Origin of the sequence: Vibrio sp. 2-Bac 85, from assembly GCF_037546705.1 — a bacterium.
Classification (GTDB): domain Bacteria; phylum Pseudomonadota; class Gammaproteobacteria; order Enterobacterales; family Psychromonadaceae; genus Psychromonas.
Window position 1 is genome coordinate 59,527 of sequence record NZ_JALAAB010000016.1, and the last position, 21,619, is coordinate 81,145.

Genomic DNA, 21,619 nt, shown 5'->3' on the forward strand with positions numbered 1-21,619 from the left:
TAGCCACTGCTACTACTAATTACTCCTCAGAATTAGGGGTGTAGTGGTGATGAAATTTGTGATGAAAAAATCGACATCGATTAAAAAACGTAAATATAACGCGCCTGTTATTGAAGGGCTTGAGCCGCGTATTTTACTGTCAGCTGACTTACCGGGGTTAGATCTATCTGCTGGTGATCTCGATTTACCTGATCACATGTCAACGGAAGATATTTTACGCGATGCACAAACAGAATTTGATTATATTGATGCGCAAGATATCGCTATTAATGATGCTAACCAAGCCGAATCACTGATTGAGTCAAGGTCACAAACCACTGCTATCAATGATTCTAGTCAAGACAACAATCAATATGCTCAAGATGACCATTCCGAATTATTGATTGAGTCAACGTCACAAACAACCGATATTCGTCACGAACTGGTCATTATTGATGCCGATGTAGAAGATTATCAACAGTTAGTCGACAGCTTACAATCGCAAGCCGATGATGAAGTCACTCTTGAAGTGATCATTCTAGACTCAAACCGTAATGGTATTGAGCAAATCAGTGAAATCCTCGCAGACCAACAAAATCTAGATGCTGTTCACCTTATTTCTCATGGGTCATCAGGTTCAGTGCAGGTCGGTAACAGCCAATTAAGCCAAAGCGAATTAACTCAACACTCACAGACAATAAGCCAGTGGGGGAATGCATTTTCAGCCGAGGGTGATTGGCTCATTTATGGCTGTGATTTAGCAGTTGATGCGCAAGGTGTCGCGTTTATTGATGCGCTATCACAATTAACCGATGCCGATGTGGCCGCATCTGATGATGCAACTGGACACACTGATCTTGGTGGTGACTGGGATCTTGAATATCAGTCGGGAACAATAGAAACCGATGTGGTTATTGATGTCGATACCCAGCAAGAGTGGGGTTATTTATTAGCAGAGAATACTGCGCCCGTTATTGCCATTGACAGCGGTTGGTCATTGACTGATATTCAAGAAGATGACGCTAATAATGTAGGTAATCTCGTTTCTGAAATCATTAAAAGTGCCGCCGATGATGCTATAACTGATGCAGATACAGATGCGAAAGAAGGTGTTGGCATAATCGCAAGTTCAAGTTCAAACGGAACATGGCAATATCATTTAGGCTCTAATGAAACGTTTAACGATGATGATTGGACTAATATTGGAGAAACCAGTCAAACAGTCACACTTTTATTGGCCGATACTGATAGTTTACGTTTTGTGCCTAATGACAATTTTAATGGAACAGAAACGTCTCTTCAATTAGTCGCTTGGGATCAGACTTCTGGTTTACATGAAGAAAAAGTCGATTCATCTTCACACGGTGGTAGTACGGCTTTTAGTAGTAAAACTACTATACCTTCAATCAAAGTTACAGCCGTCAACGATGCGCCTGATATTGAAGTTACCACTTACAATTTTGTTGAAGATGCTGATACCAACTCGGTCGGTTCTATTGTAGCTACATTTAGTACCAGTGATGTAGATGGAAATACAGTCACAGTGACTTTAAGCGATACTACAAACTATGCTCTTGGCACTGGCGATGATGTCGGGAAAGTTCTTTTAACATCCAATGGTCTCGAATTAGTTAATGCAGGGATGGATTTACCTGCATTTACACTTACACCAAATGATGGAACAACAGATGGAATTGCTGGAGATGTTGATCCATCTGTTACACCCGTTAATGATAGTCCAGTAATACGTAACACAAGTGCGACTTTCCAATATACCGAAAACGATGGAATCGTGTTAATAGCAAGCGAAACAACGTTAGATGATGATGATTCAGTTAACTTCGATGGCGGCCAACTGTCTTTCACAAATACAATTCAAGCACAAGAAATGGAAGACCGTCTGGATATACGTAATCAAGGGACAGCGACGGGGCAAATTGGCGTAAATAATTTTGATATAACCTATGGCGGCATAGTTATTGGTAGTTATACTGGGTCTACCACAGGAAACACTGCGCTGGTGGTCACTTTCAATTCTTCAGCGACCGTTGAAGCAGTGGAAGCGACATTTCAAAATATATCATACGAAAATACATCGGAAAATCCAACGGAATCACTAATACGTCGTTTTTCAATGATTGTCACAGATGGAGATGGAGGCGAAAGTAACAAATTATTTAGATCTTTGAAGGTCACAGCTGTAAATGATGCGCCAGTTATTACTTCTGGTGACACCGTGACTGCCATTAATGAAAATAGTGGTGCAAGACAAGTTGTTTATACCGCCGTGGCAACCGATGTTGATAGCGTTACCATTACCTATTCATTATCAGGTACTGATGCCCTCAAATTTACTATTGATAGTAGTTCTGGTGAAGTCACGTTAACCAATAATCCAGACTTTGAAACTAAATCGGCTTATAGTTTTAATGTGGTTGCTACTGATGATAATGACACTGACCCCTTAAGTGATACGCAGGCTGTCACGTTGGCCATTAATGATTTAACCACAGAAGCCGTCGATGATGCCTTTACTCTCTCCGCTGGTGTTCCAGTTACCGTTGACCCGCTGAGTAATGACACCGTTGCGGACGGTGATACCTTAATAATTACCCAAATCATTGATACTGCTAATGGCAATGCTACAGCCGATCTGGTTACAGGGACACCAATCACACTAGCATCTGGCACGGTTATCGAACTACGCGAAGATGGCCGCCTTAAAGTTACCGCTACCAGTGCAGGAACTGATAGCTTTGATTATGTAGTTACAGATGACAACGGAAATACTGATACGGGAACAGTCGACTTAACGGTGGGTAATGATCAGACTACAGCAGAAGCTAGTGGCTTTGTGACTACTTGGCAAACGACCAGTGCAGATGAAACTATCACTATCCCAATTGGCTCCGGCATTACCAATTTTACTGTTTATTGGGGAGATGGAGCTTCAACAACCTATACCGAAGGAGAGGTGGTTAGTCACACCTATGCTTCAGCAGGCGAATATAAAGTGGCCATTGTTGGTGACTTCCCCGGCATTAACTTCAACGGCAGCGGTGATGCCGACAAACTATTAACCATCGAGCAATGGGGTAATATCGCCTGGCAGGATTTAGACGATGCCTTCGATGGTGCGAGTAACCTTGTTATTAATGCGACCGATGCGCCTGATTTATCTGGAATAACTAATTTATCTGAGATGTTCAAAGATGCTTCCAGTATCAACACCGACCTTAGTAAATGGGACACTTCAACTGTAACAAACATGTATGGAATGTTTAACGGAGCCACTAATTTTAATCAGGATATTAGTGAATGGGATACCTCCAGCGTTAATAACATGGGGTTCATGTTTTATGGCGCTACTGATTTTAATCAGGATATAAGTGCATGGGATACTTCAAGTGTCGTCGATATGGAATTTATGTTCCGAAATGCACAATATTTCAATCAAAATATTAATAATTGGAATACTGAAAACGTTATTTCAATGAGTAATATGTTTCGTGATGCTAGCGCTTTTAATCAAAACCTCAACAGTTGGAATACATCAAACGTAACGAAAATGGTCGGGATGTTTGATGGAGCCATCGCTTTTGATGGTGATATCAGTAATTGGGTAACAACCAACGTTACCGACATGAGTAGTATGTTCGAGAATGCTCGTTCTTTCGATCAAGATATTGGTGGCTGGAATACCTCAAGTGTCACTAATATGAGTTATATGTTTAGGGGCGTTGATCCCCTAAATACTAGTGATATTTCCACCCCTAACATCTTCAATCAATATATTGGAAATTGGGACACATCTAAAGTTATTAGCATGCGAGGAATGTTTACCAATGCTAGCCTTTTTGACCAAGATATTAGTAAGTGGAACGTTGCTAAGGTCTTAGACATGAGTGCTATGTTTTTCAATGCTAATGCTTTTAATCATTATATTGGGGATTGGCATACCGACAACGTTACTACCATGCAATATATGTTTTACAATGCGACCAACTTTAATCAAGATATTGGTAATTGGAATACATCTAGCGTCACTAATATGAGCTTTATGTTTCGCAATGCTGGTGCTTTTAATCAAGACCTCATTTTTAATTCAGAGACAAACGCATGGGATACTTCTCAAGTTACTAACATGTCTTTGATGTTCCAAGATGCTTCATCTTTTAACGGTGAAATCGGCTCATGGGATACGTCAAGTGTCACTAACATGCAAAGCATGTTTTATAATGCGAATACCTTTAATCAGGATATTGGATCATGGGATACGTCAAGTGTCACTGATATGAGCAGTATGTTTAAAGGTGCTAGTGCCGAAAATCCAAATGTCTTTAATCAAGATATTGGCGGCTGGAATACGTCAAGTGTGACTACCATGCAACATATGTTCAATGGAGCAGACGCTTTTAATCAAGATATTAGTGCATGGAATACGGAAAATGTCACAACCATGGAAGCGATGTTTTTCGGTGCAGAAGAATTTAACCAAGATATTGGTGACTGGAATATTGGCAATGTCACCAGTATGCTGTACATGTTCTATGACGCAACCTCATTTAATCAAGATATCGGCGATTGGAACACCGCTAAAGTCACCAACATGGGCTTTGTGTTTTACAACGCGTCTTCATTTGACCAAAATCTTGGTAATTGGGACGTAACAAGCGTTACTAACATGGCCAGCATGTTGACTAATAGTGATTTGTCTATTCGCAATTTCGATGACACTCTCAGCGGTTGGACTGAACAGGTGATGCAGACAGGCGTCACTCTCGGTGCAAGTGGGCTTTACTATAGCAAGGCAGCCTCAATCCCTAATGGTTTGACAATTAGTGGTGCAAAAATCGATAGTGTAGTGACCATTGAATTCGAATTTGCTGTATACAGTGCAAATGAAAACGATGGAACGATGACCATCAGCTATATAGTCACCTCTGAGTTTGAAAGTACTACCGCTAAGGGTTTTGTTTTTACGGTTACTGACGGTACAGCCACGTCTGGCGATGATTACGCTTTTGATACGCCTGTCACTATCACCATTCAAGCGGGTGATTATACAGCCTCAGTGTTACAAACGCAGACGATCACGCTTATTGACGATACGACCCCCGAAACCAATGAAACCATTCTCTTAGCGCTTGAAGCTGAGGAGGGTGAGCAAAATGTTGAGTTTGGTAGTCAGGCGACAGCCGTCGCTACGATTATTGATGACAGCCCAACCATCACGGCCATTGAAACGGTTGATTTAAATAACGATGGTTTTATCGATGCAGTTCATGTGACCTTTTCTGAAGCAATAAACGACGACACCGTTATCGCTAACGATTGGGATATCGAGGGTGTTACTGAGGAAGCTTTTATTGCTAACACCAACGGTGATACCGTCAATGATTCAGATATCTATATTACCTTCAAAGGTAGCGTACTTAGTAGCGATGCGGCGCCAGTGGTTCGTTATACCCAAGGCTCAGTAGCAGATACAGATGGTAATAAACTGGGCGATTTTATCAGCAATACTGACAGCTCAGTGGCGACCACCGACAAAGCTGCGCCGGTAGTCACTAGCGTCACGTTATCTGACAATGCATTGAAGGTGGGGGAAACAGCAACATTAAATATTGTTTTCTCTGAAGCCGTAACTAACTTTAGCAATGACGATATAACCCTTGAAAACGGCACTCTGACATCCATTATTAGCTCCGATGGCGGCAAATCATGGACTGGAACTTTTACCCCAACGGATGACCTAGAAGATACCAGTAATATCATCCGTATTGGTACCGCGTTAACTGATCTTAACGGTAACGCGTTACAAACGAGTCGTGATACAGACAACTACAGCATCGACACGAAAGAAGCTATCATCACAGCGCTCGAAACCGTTGACCTCGATGGTGATGGTTTTATCGATGCAATTCATGTGACCTTTTCTGAAGCAATAAACGACGACACCGTTATCGCTAACGATTGGGATGTGGCTGGTGTAACCGGTGAAGCGTTTAGCTCAACCACTAATGGCGACACGGCAAACGATGCCGACATTTACATCACTTTCAATGGCGTGCTTGATACCGGCGCGACGCCTAAAGTAACTTATACCCAAGATGAGGGCACAGATGCCGATTTAGCCGATCTCGCTGGTAATAAGGTCAGCAATTTAAATGAAGATAATGCCACGGTTACCCTAAAAACCACAGACATGGCTGCACCTGTGATTACTGTAGGCCAGAGTTTTAATGTTAACGAAGATGCAGATAATAATGCCGTTGTGGGCACAGTTCAGGTTTCTGAATCACCTACCCAGAACTGGGTCATCACCGCGGGCAATGATGCTGGCATTTTCCAAATCAACAGCGGATCAGGTGAAATCAGCATTGCCGATAATAGTAATCTAGACAGAGAGACCACGGCCAGTTATCAACTAACACTCAGCGTTTCTGACGGCACTAATACAGCCGTTATCAATGAAATAGTCACTATTAATATTAACGATGTGGACGACAATGACCCTGTTGTATCGGGTACGGTAACTGCTAGCATCAATGAAGGAAACATCGGTGATGCACCTAGTACCGTTTCAGGTGACATTAGTATCTCAGATGCTGATGCAACGGCAAATCCAAGCTTTGCCGATCAAGGCGCTACAACAGGGGATAATGGCTTTGGCTCTTTTGCTCTTTCTTCGGGTACTTGGGTCTACACACTAGACCAAAGTGCTGTTCAACACTTAAGCTCAACTGATACCGTTAAAGATACTATTACCTATACTGCAACTGACGGCACTGAACAAGTCATTACGATTAACATAGTTGGGACTAACGATGCACCAGTCGCAGTAATAGATACCGCTGCGGTGGATGAGAATTTAAGTGTCACCGTTGATGTGCTTGCCAATGATACCGATGTAGATGATAGCCATACCTTCACTCTCAAGTCCGTTTCAGCGAATCAAGGCTCGGTCTCAATCGTTGCGAATAAATTAGTCTTTTTAGCAAAGGCTACTGACTTCGATCACTTACAAGCCGGCGAGACGGAAAATGTTGTGGTGACTTATGTCATGAAAGATGAAAATGGCGAGACTTCAACATCCTCAGCAACCATTATCGTAACGGGTACAAACGATTCACCGAGGAGTGCCGAGTTTGGGAAATATCTGTCTGAGTTAACACCAATAAGCCAAAGTGATATCACTGGTAAAGCTAAGTTTGATACCGATTACAAGGATGGCAAGATTAGTCTTAGCGGTGTTGAGTATGACTATGGTGTGACGACTCATCCTTCTCAACCGAAAGACGCTAAGATTAATTACAATATTGATGGTGCGACTCGCTTTGTTGCGACCATTGGCATAGCAGATTCATCTGGCAACCAGGGGGAAGTTATCTTTCGAGTATTCGTCGATGACGTTTTGCAGTACGACAGTGGAATAGTTTATTACGTTGACGATGCGATTGAAATATCTATTGATGTAACAGACGGTGCAGTATTACGACTGGAAGTTAATAATGCAGATGAAAGTAACTATGCAGATCATGCAGTTTGGGCCAATGCCCGCTTAGTAAATGGAATAGCCGCTTCACAAAGTGTCATAGAAAACGCAGCCAACGGCACTGTCGTTGAATTCGTGACCGGATACGATGTCGACAGAGAAGACGTACTTATGTACTCGCTGGCAGATGATGCTGGCGGGCGATTCGCAATAGATCCTAGCGGTAAGCTCACTGTCGCCAATGGCAGTCTTCTCGACTTCGAAAGCAATACTTCGCACACCATCGACGTCGTCATTACTGACAAAGAAGGTGCATCGACGAACCAACAGCTCACAATTTTGGTGACCGATGTCAACGAAGTAGAAACCTTGAGCCTGACCGATGTTACGGTGACCGAAGATAAAACAGTTGCTGGCTCCGTGATGGGAAGCTACACGCTGACCGATGAAGAGGGCGGCTTAACGGTTGACTTTACCGCAGGCACTAATACAAACAGTCACTATGAACTAGATGGCACCGACGTTAAATTAACCGCGGCCGGTGAAGCGTATTTAGATGCGGGCAATACACTTGCGAACATTAGCTTAACCACCAGTGATGGTGTGACCGCAACCAATACTGTTACCACCAACACCATCAATGATCCGATTTTATTAACGGTCGATCTGATTGATATCTTAAACGAAGATACGGTTAAAACTGACACAATAATTGCAACTGTTAGCGCCACTGATGAGGATGGTGGTGATATTAGTTACGGTTTGAGCGCGGCAGATGGAACCAACTATAAAATTAATAGCGTAACGGGTGAAGTAACCTTAACGAATGCCGGGGTAACCTTGGTGAACAGAGGGGAAGATCTCCCTGACTTTATAGTAACAGCTGCTTCAAATACGGGTGATACGTCAGCAACGACACAACCCGTTAATCTAGAGGCTCTGACTGGTTTTATTACTACCTGGAAAACCGATAATTTTGGCACATCTGATGATAACCAAATTAGTATTCCAATTGGGACCAAAGGCTCTGGAGATATTAATTTTACTGTCTATTGGGGAGATGGCACATCCTCAACGCACACATCTGGTCCAGCAGAACACCAATATGATATAGCAGGCACCTATACCGTTTCAATTGTCGGTGACTTCCCTGGTATTAACTTCGACGACTCCAACACAAAGAATAATAACCCCGCTTCCACTGATGCTGACAAGTTATTAACCATCGAGCAATGGGGCAATATCGCTTGGCAGGATTTAGACGATGCCTTTGAAGGTGCGGATAATCTTGTTATCAATGCCACAGATGCGCCTGACTTATCTGCAATAACCAATCTTTCTGATATGTTTAAGTACGCTACTTCATTTAATGGCAAGATTGGTGAATGGGACACCTCAAGTGTCGAAAATATGACGAATATGTTCCAAGGAACTCAATTTAACCAGGATATTGGAGACTGGGATACCTCCAGTGTCACCACTATGCATGGCATGTTCGCCCAAGCCACTGCTTTTAATCAAGATATTGGGGCGTGGGATACCTCTAATGTCACCAGTATGAAGTCTACATTTTGGGCTGCCAATGCCTTTAACCAGAATATAGGGGGATGGGATACTTCTAGTGTTAAGGATATGCAAAATATGTTCCGCGATAACAGTATCTTTAATCAAGATATAGGGAAGTGGGATACCTCTAACATTACGACGATGGGAAATATGTTCTTGCGTGCGAGTGCTTTTGATCAGGACATTGGCAGTTGGAAGATCAATAACGTAACTAATATGGGCAACATGTTAAGTTCATCAGGTTTATCGATCGATAATTATGATGCAACCTTGACTGGTTGGGCTGCACAGGACGTGAAGTCTGGAGTTACTCTCGGTGCAAGTGGATTGTATTATAATGCCTCTGCTACTGATAGGAGTTCACTGATTACCGACCACGGCTGGACAATTGAGGGCGATAACCTTGTTAGACTGCAGTTGGATCTGGATGCGGACGACTCATCAGCTGCAACAGTATCAGATTTTGAGACGACTTGGACAGAAGACGGTGGTGCCGTTTTGATTGCGGATAATGATGCAACAATCATCGATAACAGAAGCGACAGCAGTTCGAACTTGACATCGATAACCATCACACTCACAAACCTGCTTGATATTAATTCAGAAACGCTCTCTGTAGATACAACCGGTACATCGATCACTGCCAGTTACGATTCTGGTGTCCTCACCCTTTCCGGTCCAGACAGCCTAGCTAACTATCAACAGGTTTTACGAACAGTTACCTATGACAATAATTCGCAGTCCCCAGATGAATCCGAACGTGTTATTACGTTCGAAGTGAGTGATGGAACCTATACAAGCAATCTGGCTAGCACGACGGTTAAAGTCGTAGCGGTTAATGACCTAACGGTTGTGAATGCTGATTCAGGCTTGACCAACGAAGATGTTGACATTGATATCGATGTATTAGCCAATGATAGTGATACGGCTGATGGTGTTGATGCGGCGATCTCACCAGTGGCTAGCGTAACACAGGGAACCAACGGTTCAGTATCAGTCAATACTGATGGCACAATTAAATATATCCCGAATACTAACTTTAATGGTACGGATAGCTTTACTTATACCAACGAAGAAGGCCAAGAAGCCACGGTTAATGTCACGGTGGATGCCGTGAACGACTTTACGATTGTCGCTAACGATACCGCGACGACTAACGAAGATGCAGCGATTGATATCGATGTGTTAGCGAATGATGATGATAGTACTGATGCCGTCGATAATGGCAGTGCTGCTGTAGTCTCGCCGGTAGAAAGCGTGACTCAAGGCACCAACGGCAGCGTGTCAATCAACACCGATGGCACAGTGAAATACACGCCAAATGCAGATTTTAACGGCACGGATAGCTTTACTTATACCAATGAAGAAGGCCAAGAAGTCACGGTAAATGTCACCGTGGATGCGGTTAATGACTTAACGGTTGTTGTCAACGATATCTCCAGCGTGAACGAAGATGCAGCTGTGGATATTGATGTATTAGCCAATGACACCGACACTGCCGATGGCTCAGCTGCAGCAGTTTCGCCAGTGGCCACTGTTACCCAAGGTAGTAACGGTTCAGTAGTAGTTAATGCTGATGGCACAGTGAAATACACGCCGAATGCGAACTTTAACGGTACGGATAGCTTTACTTATACCAATGAAGAAGGCCTGGAAGCCACGGTTAATGTCACGGTTGATGCCGTGAACGATCTAACTGTCGTTGCCAACGATACTGCAAGCACTAACGAAGATGCCGCGATTGATATCGATGTGCTTGCGAATGATGATGACTCAGCCGATGGCACTGAAGCGGCGATCTCACCAGTGGCCACTGTTACCCAAGGCGCGAATGGTATCGTGTCGATCAACACCGATAGTACGGTGAAATACACACCGAATGCTGACTTTAACGGTACCGACAGCTTTACTTATACCAATACTGAAGGGCAGAAAGCCACGGTTAATGTCACCGTGGATGCAGTTAATGATTTAACGGTTGTGGCTAACGATACCGCAAGCACTAACGAAGATGCAGCGATTGATATCGATGTGCTTGCAAATGATGATGACTCAACCGATGGCACAGAGGCGGCTATTTCGCCAGTAGAAAGCGTGACTCAAGGCGCTAATGGTTCAGTCTCAATCAATGCTGATGGCACGGTGAAATACACACCGAATGTGAACTTTAATGGCACGGATAGCTTTACTTATACCAACGAAGAAGGTCAGGAAGCCACGGTTAATGTCACTGTGGATGCGGTTAATGATTTAACGGTTGTGGCTGACGATACCGCAAGCACTAACGAAGATGCAGCGATTGATATCGATGTGCTTGCAAATGACACCGATACGGTTGATGGCACTGCAGCGGCGATCTCACCAGTAGCCTCTGTTACCCAAGGTAGTAACGGTTCAGTAGTAGTTAATGCTGATGGCACGGTGAAATACACACCGAATGCTGACTTTAATGGCACGGATAGCTTTACTTATACCAATGAAGAAGGTCAGGAAGCCACGGTTAATGTCACTGTGGATGCGGTTAATGATTTAACCGTCGTAGCTAACGATACCGCAAGCACTAACGAAGATGCAGCGATTGATATCGATGTGTTAGCGAATGACACTGATACGGCCGATGGCACTGAGGCGGCGGTCTCGCCAGTAGCCTCTGTTACCCAAGGTAGTAACGGTATCGTGACGATCAACGCCGATGGCACGGTGAAATACACACCGAATGCAGACTTTAACGGCACGGATAGCTTTACTTATACCAATGAAGAAGGCCAGGAAGCCACGGTTAATGTCACCGTGGATGCCGTGAACGACCTTACGGTTGTAGCTGACGATACCGCAAGCACTAACGAAGATGCAGCGATTGATATCGATGTACTTGCGAATGACACCGATACGGTTGATGGCACTGAAGCGGCGATCTCGCCAGTAGAAAGCGTGACTCAAGGCGCTAATGGTTCAGTCTCAATCAACGCCGATGGCACGGTGAAATACACACCAAATGCTGACTTTAACGGGTCGGATAGCTTTACTTATACCAACGAAGAAGGTCAGGAAGCCACGGTTAATGTCACCGTGGATGCGGTTAATGATTTAACCGTCGTAGCTAACGATACCGCGACGACTAACGAAGATGCGGCGATTGATATCGATGTGCTTGCAAATGATGATGACTCAACCGATGGCACTGCAGCGGCGGTTTCGCCGGTAGAAAGTGTGACTCAAGGCGCTAATGGTTCAGTAGTAGTTAATGCCGATGGCACGGTGAAATACACACCGAATGCTGACTTTAACGGCACGGATAGCTTTACTTATACCAATGAAGAAGGCCAGGAAGCCACGGTTAATGTCACCGTGGATGCGGTTAATGATTTAACCGTCGTAGCTAACGATACCGCAAGCACTAACGAAGATGCAGCGATTGATATCGATGTGCTTGCAAATGACGATGACTCAACCGATGGCACTGAAGCAGCGATCTCACCAGTAGCCTCTGTTACCCAAGGCACCAACGGCAGCGTGTCAATCAACACCGATGGCACAGTGAAATACACGCCGAATGCAGACTTTAACGGCACGGATAGCTTTACTTATACCAATGAAGAAGGCCAGGAAGCCACGGTTAATGTCACCGTGGATGCCGTGAATGATTTAACCGTCGTAGCTAACGATACCGCGACGACTAACGAAGATGCAGCAATTGATATCGATGTGCTTGCAAATGATGATGACTCAACCGATGGCACTGAAGCAGCGGTTTCGCCGGTAGAAAGCGTGACTCAAGGCGCTAATGGTTCAGTCTCAATCAATGCCGATGGCACGGTGAAATACACACCGAATGCAGACTTTAACGGGTCGGATAGCTTTACTTATACCAATGAAGAAGGTCAGACGGCAACAGTGAATGTCACGGTGGATGCCGTGAATGATTTAACGGTTGTGACTAACGATACCGCGACGACTAATGAAGATGCGGCAATTGATATCGATGTGTTAGCCAATGACACCGACACAGTTGATGGCACAGCAGCGGCAGTTTCGCCAGTGGCCACTGTTACCCAAGGCGCGAATGGTATCGTGTCGATCAACACCGATGGCAAAGTGAAATATACACCGAATGCTGACTTTAACGGTACCGACAGCTTTACTTATACCAACGAAGAAGGTCAGCAAGCCACGGTTAATGTCACGGTGGATGCGATTAATGATTTAACCGTCGTAGCTAACGATACCGCCAGCGTTAACGAAGATGCGGCGATTGATATCGATGTGCTTGCAAATGATGATGACTCAACCGATGGCACTGCAGCGGCGATCTCGCCAGTAGCCTCTGTTACCCAAGGTAGTAACGGTATCGTGACGATCAATGCCGATGGCACGGTGAAATACACACCCAATGCAGACTTTAACGGCACTGATAGCTTCACTTATACCAACGAAGAAGGCCAAGAAGCCACGGTTAATGTCACCGTGGATGCCGTGAATGATTTAACTATTGTGAATAACGATATCGCCAGCGTGAACGAAGATACTGCGATTGATATTGATGTGTTAGCCAATGACACCGATACGGCTGATGGCACTGATGCTGCGATTTCGCCAGTGGCCTCTGTCACACAGGGTATTAACGGTAATGTCTCAATCAATACTGATGGCACAATTAAATATATCTCGAATACTAACTTTAACGGTAGCGATAGCTTCACTTACACAAATGAGGAAGGCCAAGTTGGCACAGTGAATGTAACTATTACAAACGTAAATGATGTAGCAGTCGCTTTTGATGATGCAGTCACCACTGATGAAAACAGCATCTTAAACAGCAGTGTACCCGTGGCGAGCGATGTAGATGGAACGATAGTAAGCTATCAACTGGTTGATGATGTAAAAATAGGCAAACTGATCTTCAATGAAGATGGAAGTTATACTTTTAATCCAAATGCAGATTTTGATGATTTGGCTGTTAATACAAGCCGTGATGTGGCTTTCACATACACTGCGACCGATAATGAAAACGGTGTGAGTGAAACAAAAACAATCACTATCACGGTAACAGGAAGCAATGATCTACCAATCATTGATAACGTTAAGGGCAGTACACAAGTTGAAAATACTGCTGCTGCGGGAGATATTGTCGCGATCTTCGGCGCTAGTGATGCAGACGGTGACACCGTGACGTTTAGTCTCTCCAGTGGTAATGACAACGGTTACTTTGAGATTGATACTAACACAGGCAACGTTACTTTAACTGCTGCTGGTCAAGCAGCGATTGAAAACGATATTCTTAACCTCGGTAACCAAGTGATAGGTGTGACTGCCAGTGACGGTATAAGCAGTTCAAGCGAAGCCAGTGCAATAATTGTAATTAACCATGTAAATGACAACGCGCCGACCATTACAACTAATGTGGGCAGCACTCAAGTTGAAAACATTGCGACTGCAGGAGATGTGGTTGCCACCTTCAGCGCCAGCGATGTAGATGGTGATAAGGTGACTTATCATATTAATAGTGGTAACAGCGATGGTTACTTCACTATTGATGGCAATACAGGAGTGGTGACGCTAACAGAAGCAGGTGAAACAATACTGTCAAATGATGCCTTGGTTAACGCTGTTTATAGTTTAGCTGTTACAGCCACTGATGGTGTATTTGTCTCAGCTCAAGCTACAGCTGCTATATATTTTGAGGCGACCAACGACGCGCCAACCATCAACACCATTATCGGTAGCACTCAAGTTGAAAATATTGCAGCAGCGGGAGATGTGGTTGCAACCTTTACAGGTAGCGATTTAGACGGTGATGCAATAACTTATAACATCAGCAGTGGTAATGATAATGGCTACTTTATTGTTGATACTAATACAGGTGTAGTGACCCTAACGAACGCTGGTGAAGTTGAACTGGATAACGATGCCTTAACTAACGCTGTTTACACATTAGGCGTTACAGCCACTGATGGCAAATTAACAACCGAGCAAGAGACAGCAACGATAAAGTTTGCTGCGATTAATGATGTGCCCACCATTAACAAGGTAAATGGTAGTACCCAGGTTGAAAATATCGCAATAGCGGGTGATCTAGTCGCAAGCTTTGCAGCTAGTGACTTAGATGGCGACGCACTGACTTATCGTATTAGTAGTGGCAATGAAAATGGCTATTTCACGATTGATGCTAATAGCGGCGCAGTAACATTAACAGAAGTAGGTGAAGCAACACTGGCTAACGATGCTTTAATCGATACCTATTTTAAGTTAAGTGTCGTTGCTAATGATGGCCAAATCGATTCCTTAGAAATGACTGCTGATATCCTATTTTCTGCAATAAATGATGCAGCATTGGTTAGCTCGGAGACTAAAGTAATCACTGAAGCAGATGAGCCTATTACCACTAGCGGTCAACTAACTGCCAGTGATGTCGATAATGAAGATAATGCTTTTAAAACTAGCACTTTAGTTGGCACATACGGCACATTTGATATTGATGAATCCGGTGCTTGGACTTTCACCGCGAACGACGCTTTTGATGCCTTAAATGAAAATGAAAACATATCTGAAACCTTCAATGTCGCGAGTATCGATGGCACAGCTAGCACCGTTACCATACAAATTAATGGTACTAATGATGCCGCTACGGTAAGTAGTGAAAGTCAGAGTTTAAGTGAGACGAATGAAGCTATTACCACTAGCGGTAAATTAACAGCCAGTGATGTAGATAATGAGGATAATACCTTCATTTCTGAAACCTTAGTCGGCACATACGGTACGTTTAATATTGATGAGTCTGGTGCTTGGACTTTTACCGCGAACGACGCTTTTGATGCCTTGAATGAAAATGAAAACATATCAGAAACCTTCAACGTCGCGAGTATCGATGGCACAGCGAGCAAAGTCACTATTCAGATTAACGGCACTAATGATGCGGCTACGGTAAGTAGCGAAAGTCAGGAAATTAATGAAACAGATTCGGCTATTACTACTAGCGGACAACTAACTGCCAGTGATGTCGATAATGAAGATAATACTTTTAAAACTAGCACTTTAGTTGGCACATACGGCACGTTTAATATTGATGAGTCCGGTGCTTGGACTTTCACCGCGAACGACAATTTTGATGCCTTGAATGAAAATGAAAACATATCTGAAACCTTCAACGTCGCCAGTATCGATGGCACTGCCAGCACCGTTACCATACAAATTAATGGTACTAATGATGCGGCTACGGTAAGTCGCGAAAGTCAGAGTTTAAGTGAGACGAATGAAGCTATTACCACTAGCGGTAAATTAACAGCCAGTGATGTAGATAATGAGGATAATACCTTCATTTCTGATACGCTAATCGGCACCTACGGCACGTTTGATATTGATGAATCCGGTGCTTGGACTTTCATTGCGAACGACAATTTTGATGCCTTGAATGAAAATGAAAACATATCTGAAACCTTCAATGTCGCGAGTATCGATGGCACTGCCAGCACCGTTACCATAAAAATTAATGGTACTAATGATGCGGCTACGGTAAGTAGCGAAAGTCAGAGTTTAAGTGAGACAAATGAAGCTATTACTACCGGCGGTCAATTAACATCGAATGATGTTGATAATGAGGATAATACCTTCATTTCTGATACGCTAATCGGCACATACGGAACATTTAATATTGATGAGTCCGGTGCTTGGACTTTCGCTACGAACGATGCTTTCAATGAACTTAATGAAAGTGAAAGTTTATCCGAAACCTTCAACGTCGCGAGTATCGATGGCACTGCCAGCACCGTTACCATACAAATTAATGGTACTAATGATGCGGCTACGGTAAGTAGCGAAAGTCAGAGTTTAAGTGAGACGAATGAAGCTATTACCACTAGCGGTAAATTAACAGCCAGTGATGTAGATAATGAGGATAATACCTTCATTTCTGATACGCTAATCGGCACCTACGGCACGTTTAATATTGATGAGTCCGGTGCTTGGACTTTCACCGCGAACGACAATTTTGATGCCTTAAATGAAAATGAAAACATATCAGAAACCTTCGACGTCGCGAGTATCGATGGTACAGCTAGCACCGTTACCATACAAATTAATGGTACTAATGATGCGGCTACGGTAAGTAGCGAAAGTCAGAAAATCAATGAAACAGATTCGGCTATTACTACCGTCGGTAAATTAACAGCCAGTGATGTAGATAATGAAGATAATTCCTTCATTTCTGATACGCTAATCGGCACATACGGCACGTTTAATATTAATGAATCTGGGGCTTGGACTTTCATCGCTAATGACGCTTTTGATGCCTTGAATGAAAATGAAAACATATCAGAAACCTTCAACGTCGCCAGTATCGATGGTACAGCCAGCACCGTTACCATACAAATTAATGGTACTAATGATGCCGCGGTAGTGAGTAGTCAGCGTTTGGAAGTAGATGAAACAGATGCCCCGATCACCACTGCTGGTCAATTAACAGCTAGTGATGTTGATAATGAAGAGAATACCTTTGCTGCAAATACTATTGTAGGCAAATATGGTACCTTCACTATTAATGCCTCAGGTGCATGGGTGTTTACGGCAAAATCAGCATTTAATCAATTGATTGAGGGCGAACATTATGCAGAAACCTTTAACGTCAGTAGTATCGATGGAACCATCAGTACAGTAACAATACAAATTAATGGAACAAGAGAAACAGACACCAGCGTTACTGATAATGAGATAATAGATGAACCTGAAATGCTTGAGCCAACGCCAATTCCTGATGACAATACAGACTTACCTGAAGATATTGTAGATAACAACATTACTACAGAAGCTGTTAATGATGTTGATCTTACTATTGACATATTAGGCGAACAGGGCCGATTCATGACCACACCATTGGACGAAGATATCTTCCTGAGTGTGCTTTCTGAGCGTCCCGCAAGTAATGACGATAATGATAATACCTCCTTAGTTGAAGAGCAAAGCCAAACATTTCTTCAGGAATTAACCTCAATTTGGATTGATAATGGAATACAAACAGAAACTATAACGCCGCTCAGTACAACGGTTGCTAATATTGGCTCACGTAGCCCTGAATTTTTAGATGATTTGGATAAAATGCAACAAGACTTAGATGCTTCTGCAGAACAAAACCAAATCATTCAAGACCTGAACGTTGGAACAGTCGCTGGCGTGGGTATTACTGGTGCTGCTATTTTTGTAAGTTGGTTATTACGAGGGGGCTCTCTGTTAGCTAGCCTTTTAACCGCAATGCCTGCATGGCGTTCGCTGGATGTTTTACCGATATTGACGGCCAGTGAGGCATTAACCCCAGCTGAATCAAGTGATCCTGATGCTGCAGGGGGTGATGCAGCAGGCGCTAATATCGATGCATTATTTGAAGATCAAAGTCCAGTACAATCACCTGATGATAGGATTAAAAAATAACCTATGAAAGTACCTGTAATATCTCCTATTGTTCGTCTTGCTATTGGGCTTAGCATGCTCACGGTCAGTTTGTTACTCGTTGCCGATTTTTTGGGCTTTATTCCAAATTCAAAATTGGCTGAATTCAATGCACGTAAAGTAATTGCTGAATCATTAGCGGTACAAGTATCCGCAGATGTAATGAAAGGTGATATCCGCTCTGTTACGTTATTAATGCATTCGCTTCAGCAGCAGAATACAAGCATTAACTCACTGGGTTTACGAACTTCCGATAAACAACTTATCTCGAGTGCGGGGGATCACCTTAACTCTTGGCACTTAACTGATAAAAGTGCTTCAACTGTTGCTAATATATTGGTACCTATTCACGGGAAAGAAGGGCGTTGGGGAGCGTTAGAGGTTAGTTTTAAACCGCTGAATGGTAACCCTACTATATTTGAGCGAGCCGGCTCTATTATCACCATTATTATATTTATATTAACTGTTGGATTTTTCGTATTTTGGTTATTCCTAAAACGAGCACTCAATGAACTAGACCCAAGTAACGTAATTCCTGACCGTGTTAGTGCTGCCTTGAATATACTCGCTGAAGGTTTGGTCATACTTGATAACAATGGACGAATTGTTTTTGTTAATACCGCTTTTGAACAAAAACTAGGTCAGCCTTCAGCTAGCTTAATTGGTAAAAATCTATCAGATTTTGATTGGAGCCCAACAGATAATGAGAAAAGCGATGAGCCTTATCGTTTGCCTTGGCAGTTATTATTAGATGGTTTTGAAACAGAGCATTCAAACTTAAAGTTATGCACCCAATTAAAAGAAAACTTGAGTTTTGCCGTTAATATTGCACCGATTCAAACAGCCGATGCTGATATTCGTGGTGTGGTTGTGACCTTTGATGATATCACCGAATTAGAAAATAAAAATGTTGTGTTAGAGCGAGCACTAAGCCAAATAAAACATAGCCAACAAGAAATAACACGTCAAAATAAAAAACTACAAGTATTAGCAACACGCGATCCTTTAACCGGATTACTAAACCGCCGTTCACTCTTTGAAGGTTTTGCAACCTTATTGAGTGAGATGGAGGATGACGAGACACTTAGTTGCATCATGCTAGATATTGATCACTTTAAACTAGTCAATGATCGTTTCGGTCATGCCACCGGTGATATGGTCATTAAATCACTTGCTCAAATCTTAAGTGAAACTGCACGCAGCGACGATTTAGTAGGTCGTTACGGTGGTGAAGAGTTCTGTATTGTGCTGCCAGGAGTTGATGAAAAACTAGCTGCTGATATTGCCGAACGTATTCGCTCAGTGGTTAACAATGATAAAAGTGGTGAAGCAAATGGCATCATTCCATTTACCGCTAGTTTTGGTGTTTCAAGTATTTCAGGAGGAGGATTCACACCGGAATTCATTATCGATATTGCCGATAAAGCACTTTATTCTGCTAAAAAGTCGGGGCGTAATCAGGTGGTTCGTTGGTCTATGATTGAGTCTGGTGACAAAGCAATGGCACCACCTATCAAGCGAAACAGTGTAATAACGCAAGAGAAAACTAGCGTAAATAGCGAAAAAGTAATCGCGAGCAATAATGAGTCTAAATTAGTGATACTCCCTGTGCCTGAGTTTAATCGAACAGATCAAACGACAGTCCAAAATTTACATCATCGTATAATAGAACTAGAAGCTTTAATTTACGCAAAAAAAACGAATCAGTTTGATTTAAATGACATTAATGATTTCCCGAATCAAATAGTTTTGATTGACCGTATTAAACAAAGTATTGAACGTAGCTTGCGTTTAAATACGTTATTTGCAATCTTAATTATTGATATTGATGCTTCACAAATCATTAAAAATACGCTCGGAGAAGCTGCTAATAATAAAGTCATCAATATAGTCGCCAAGCGTTTAAAAAAGACACTACGATCTGCAGATTCTGTAATGATTGATAACGTTGAAAAAATGGGAAGTAATCTTTCTCGCACCAATAGTGGTGAATTTGTGGTGCTACTAACAGACATGAAAAAACAGGAAGAAGCAACATGGATAATCCAACGTTTATTTAGTTGTATGCAGAAACCTGTTGAAGTGGAGGATACTGAACTCTTTTTAGATCCTCGCATCGGTGCCAGTGTATATCCAAGTGATGGTGAAAACACGGAGTTGTTACTCACACATGCGGGGATTGCATTACGAGAAGCTAAAGCAACCTTAGGTAAGGAAGTTTGTCTGTATTACAGCAAAGAGACAAATCAACATGCCAAGTCTCAATTATATATGGAAGGGGAGTTACATCGTGCCATTGAACGCAATGAACTGTCTATAGAATATCAACCTGTTATTACACTAGAAACTGGGCGAATTGATAGCTTTGAAGTCTTACTGCGTTGGTACCATCCAAAACTGGGCTTAGTCTCTCCTGAAGAGTTTATCTCAATTGCAGAACATGTAGGGCTAATTGATGATATTGGTAACTGGGTCCTTCAAAAAGCATGCACACAGTTAAAAGTCTGGCATGATATTGGTCATCAGCACCTAACCTTAGCGGTTAACTTTTCAGTAGTACAGTTTCGAACACCAGACTTCGCGAATAAAGTTTTGTCGACGATCAAGCAAGCCAACCTTACACCGGATTCATTAGTTATAGAAATCACCGAATCAGCATTGATCCATAATATTAAAATGGTTGAGTTGAATCTTAATGAATTGAATAAAGCAGGTATGCGTATTTCATTGGATGACTTTGGTACTGGTTATTCATCACTTAGTTACTTAAAACTATTCCCCATTGATACGGTGAAAATTGATAAATCATTCCTAAAAGAATTTCCCGACCATGCACAAGGTGCCGCAATAGTGAGCGCTATTATAGCTATGGTTCATAGTCTCGGTTTACATGTGATTGCAGAAGGTGTTGAATCTGATATTCAATTACATGTATTACAAAACTTAAAGTGTGATGCAATTCAGGGATATTTATTTAGTAAACCACTTACTCGTGAACAAGCAACTTCGCTGTTAGCTAACCCCGCCAATATTCGTCAAAGAGTGTGGGACAGTCGAACCATTGAAATGCCCCAAGAAAATGAATTATTAGCAGGTGTGCTTAATCACATGCCTAAAGAACGAATATGATTAAGCATCTAT

The 21,619-nt window shown here is 42.7% G+C and carries 2 protein-coding genes; both read left to right on the forward strand.

Going from position 1 to position 21,619, the window contains the following annotated elements; translation table 11 throughout:
* Positions 1–49 precede the first annotated feature (49 nt).
* Positions 50–18,460, forward strand: coding sequence for a cadherin-like domain-containing protein (locus MT390_RS15385; RefSeq protein ID WP_499442053.1), 18,411 nt, complete (start codon positions 50–52; stop codon positions 18,458–18,460).
* Between the two features lie 3 nt (positions 18,461–18,463).
* Positions 18,464–21,607 (forward strand): EAL domain-containing protein, encoded by a 3,144-nt coding sequence (locus MT390_RS15390; RefSeq protein WP_299660699.1) that lies wholly within the window; start codon positions 18,464–18,466, stop codon positions 21,605–21,607.
* The last annotated feature ends 12 nt before the right edge of the window (positions 21,608–21,619 follow it).

Excerpts from the sequence above, each read along its gene's own strand:
- MT390_RS15390 (WP_299660699.1), top strand. The coding sequence starts at position 18,464 with ATGAAAGTACCTGTAATATCTCCTATTGTTCGTCTTGCTATTGGGCTT.
- MT390_RS15385 (WP_499442053.1), top strand. The coding sequence starts at position 50 with ATGAAATTTGTGATGAAAAAATCGACATCGATTAAAAAACGTAAATAT.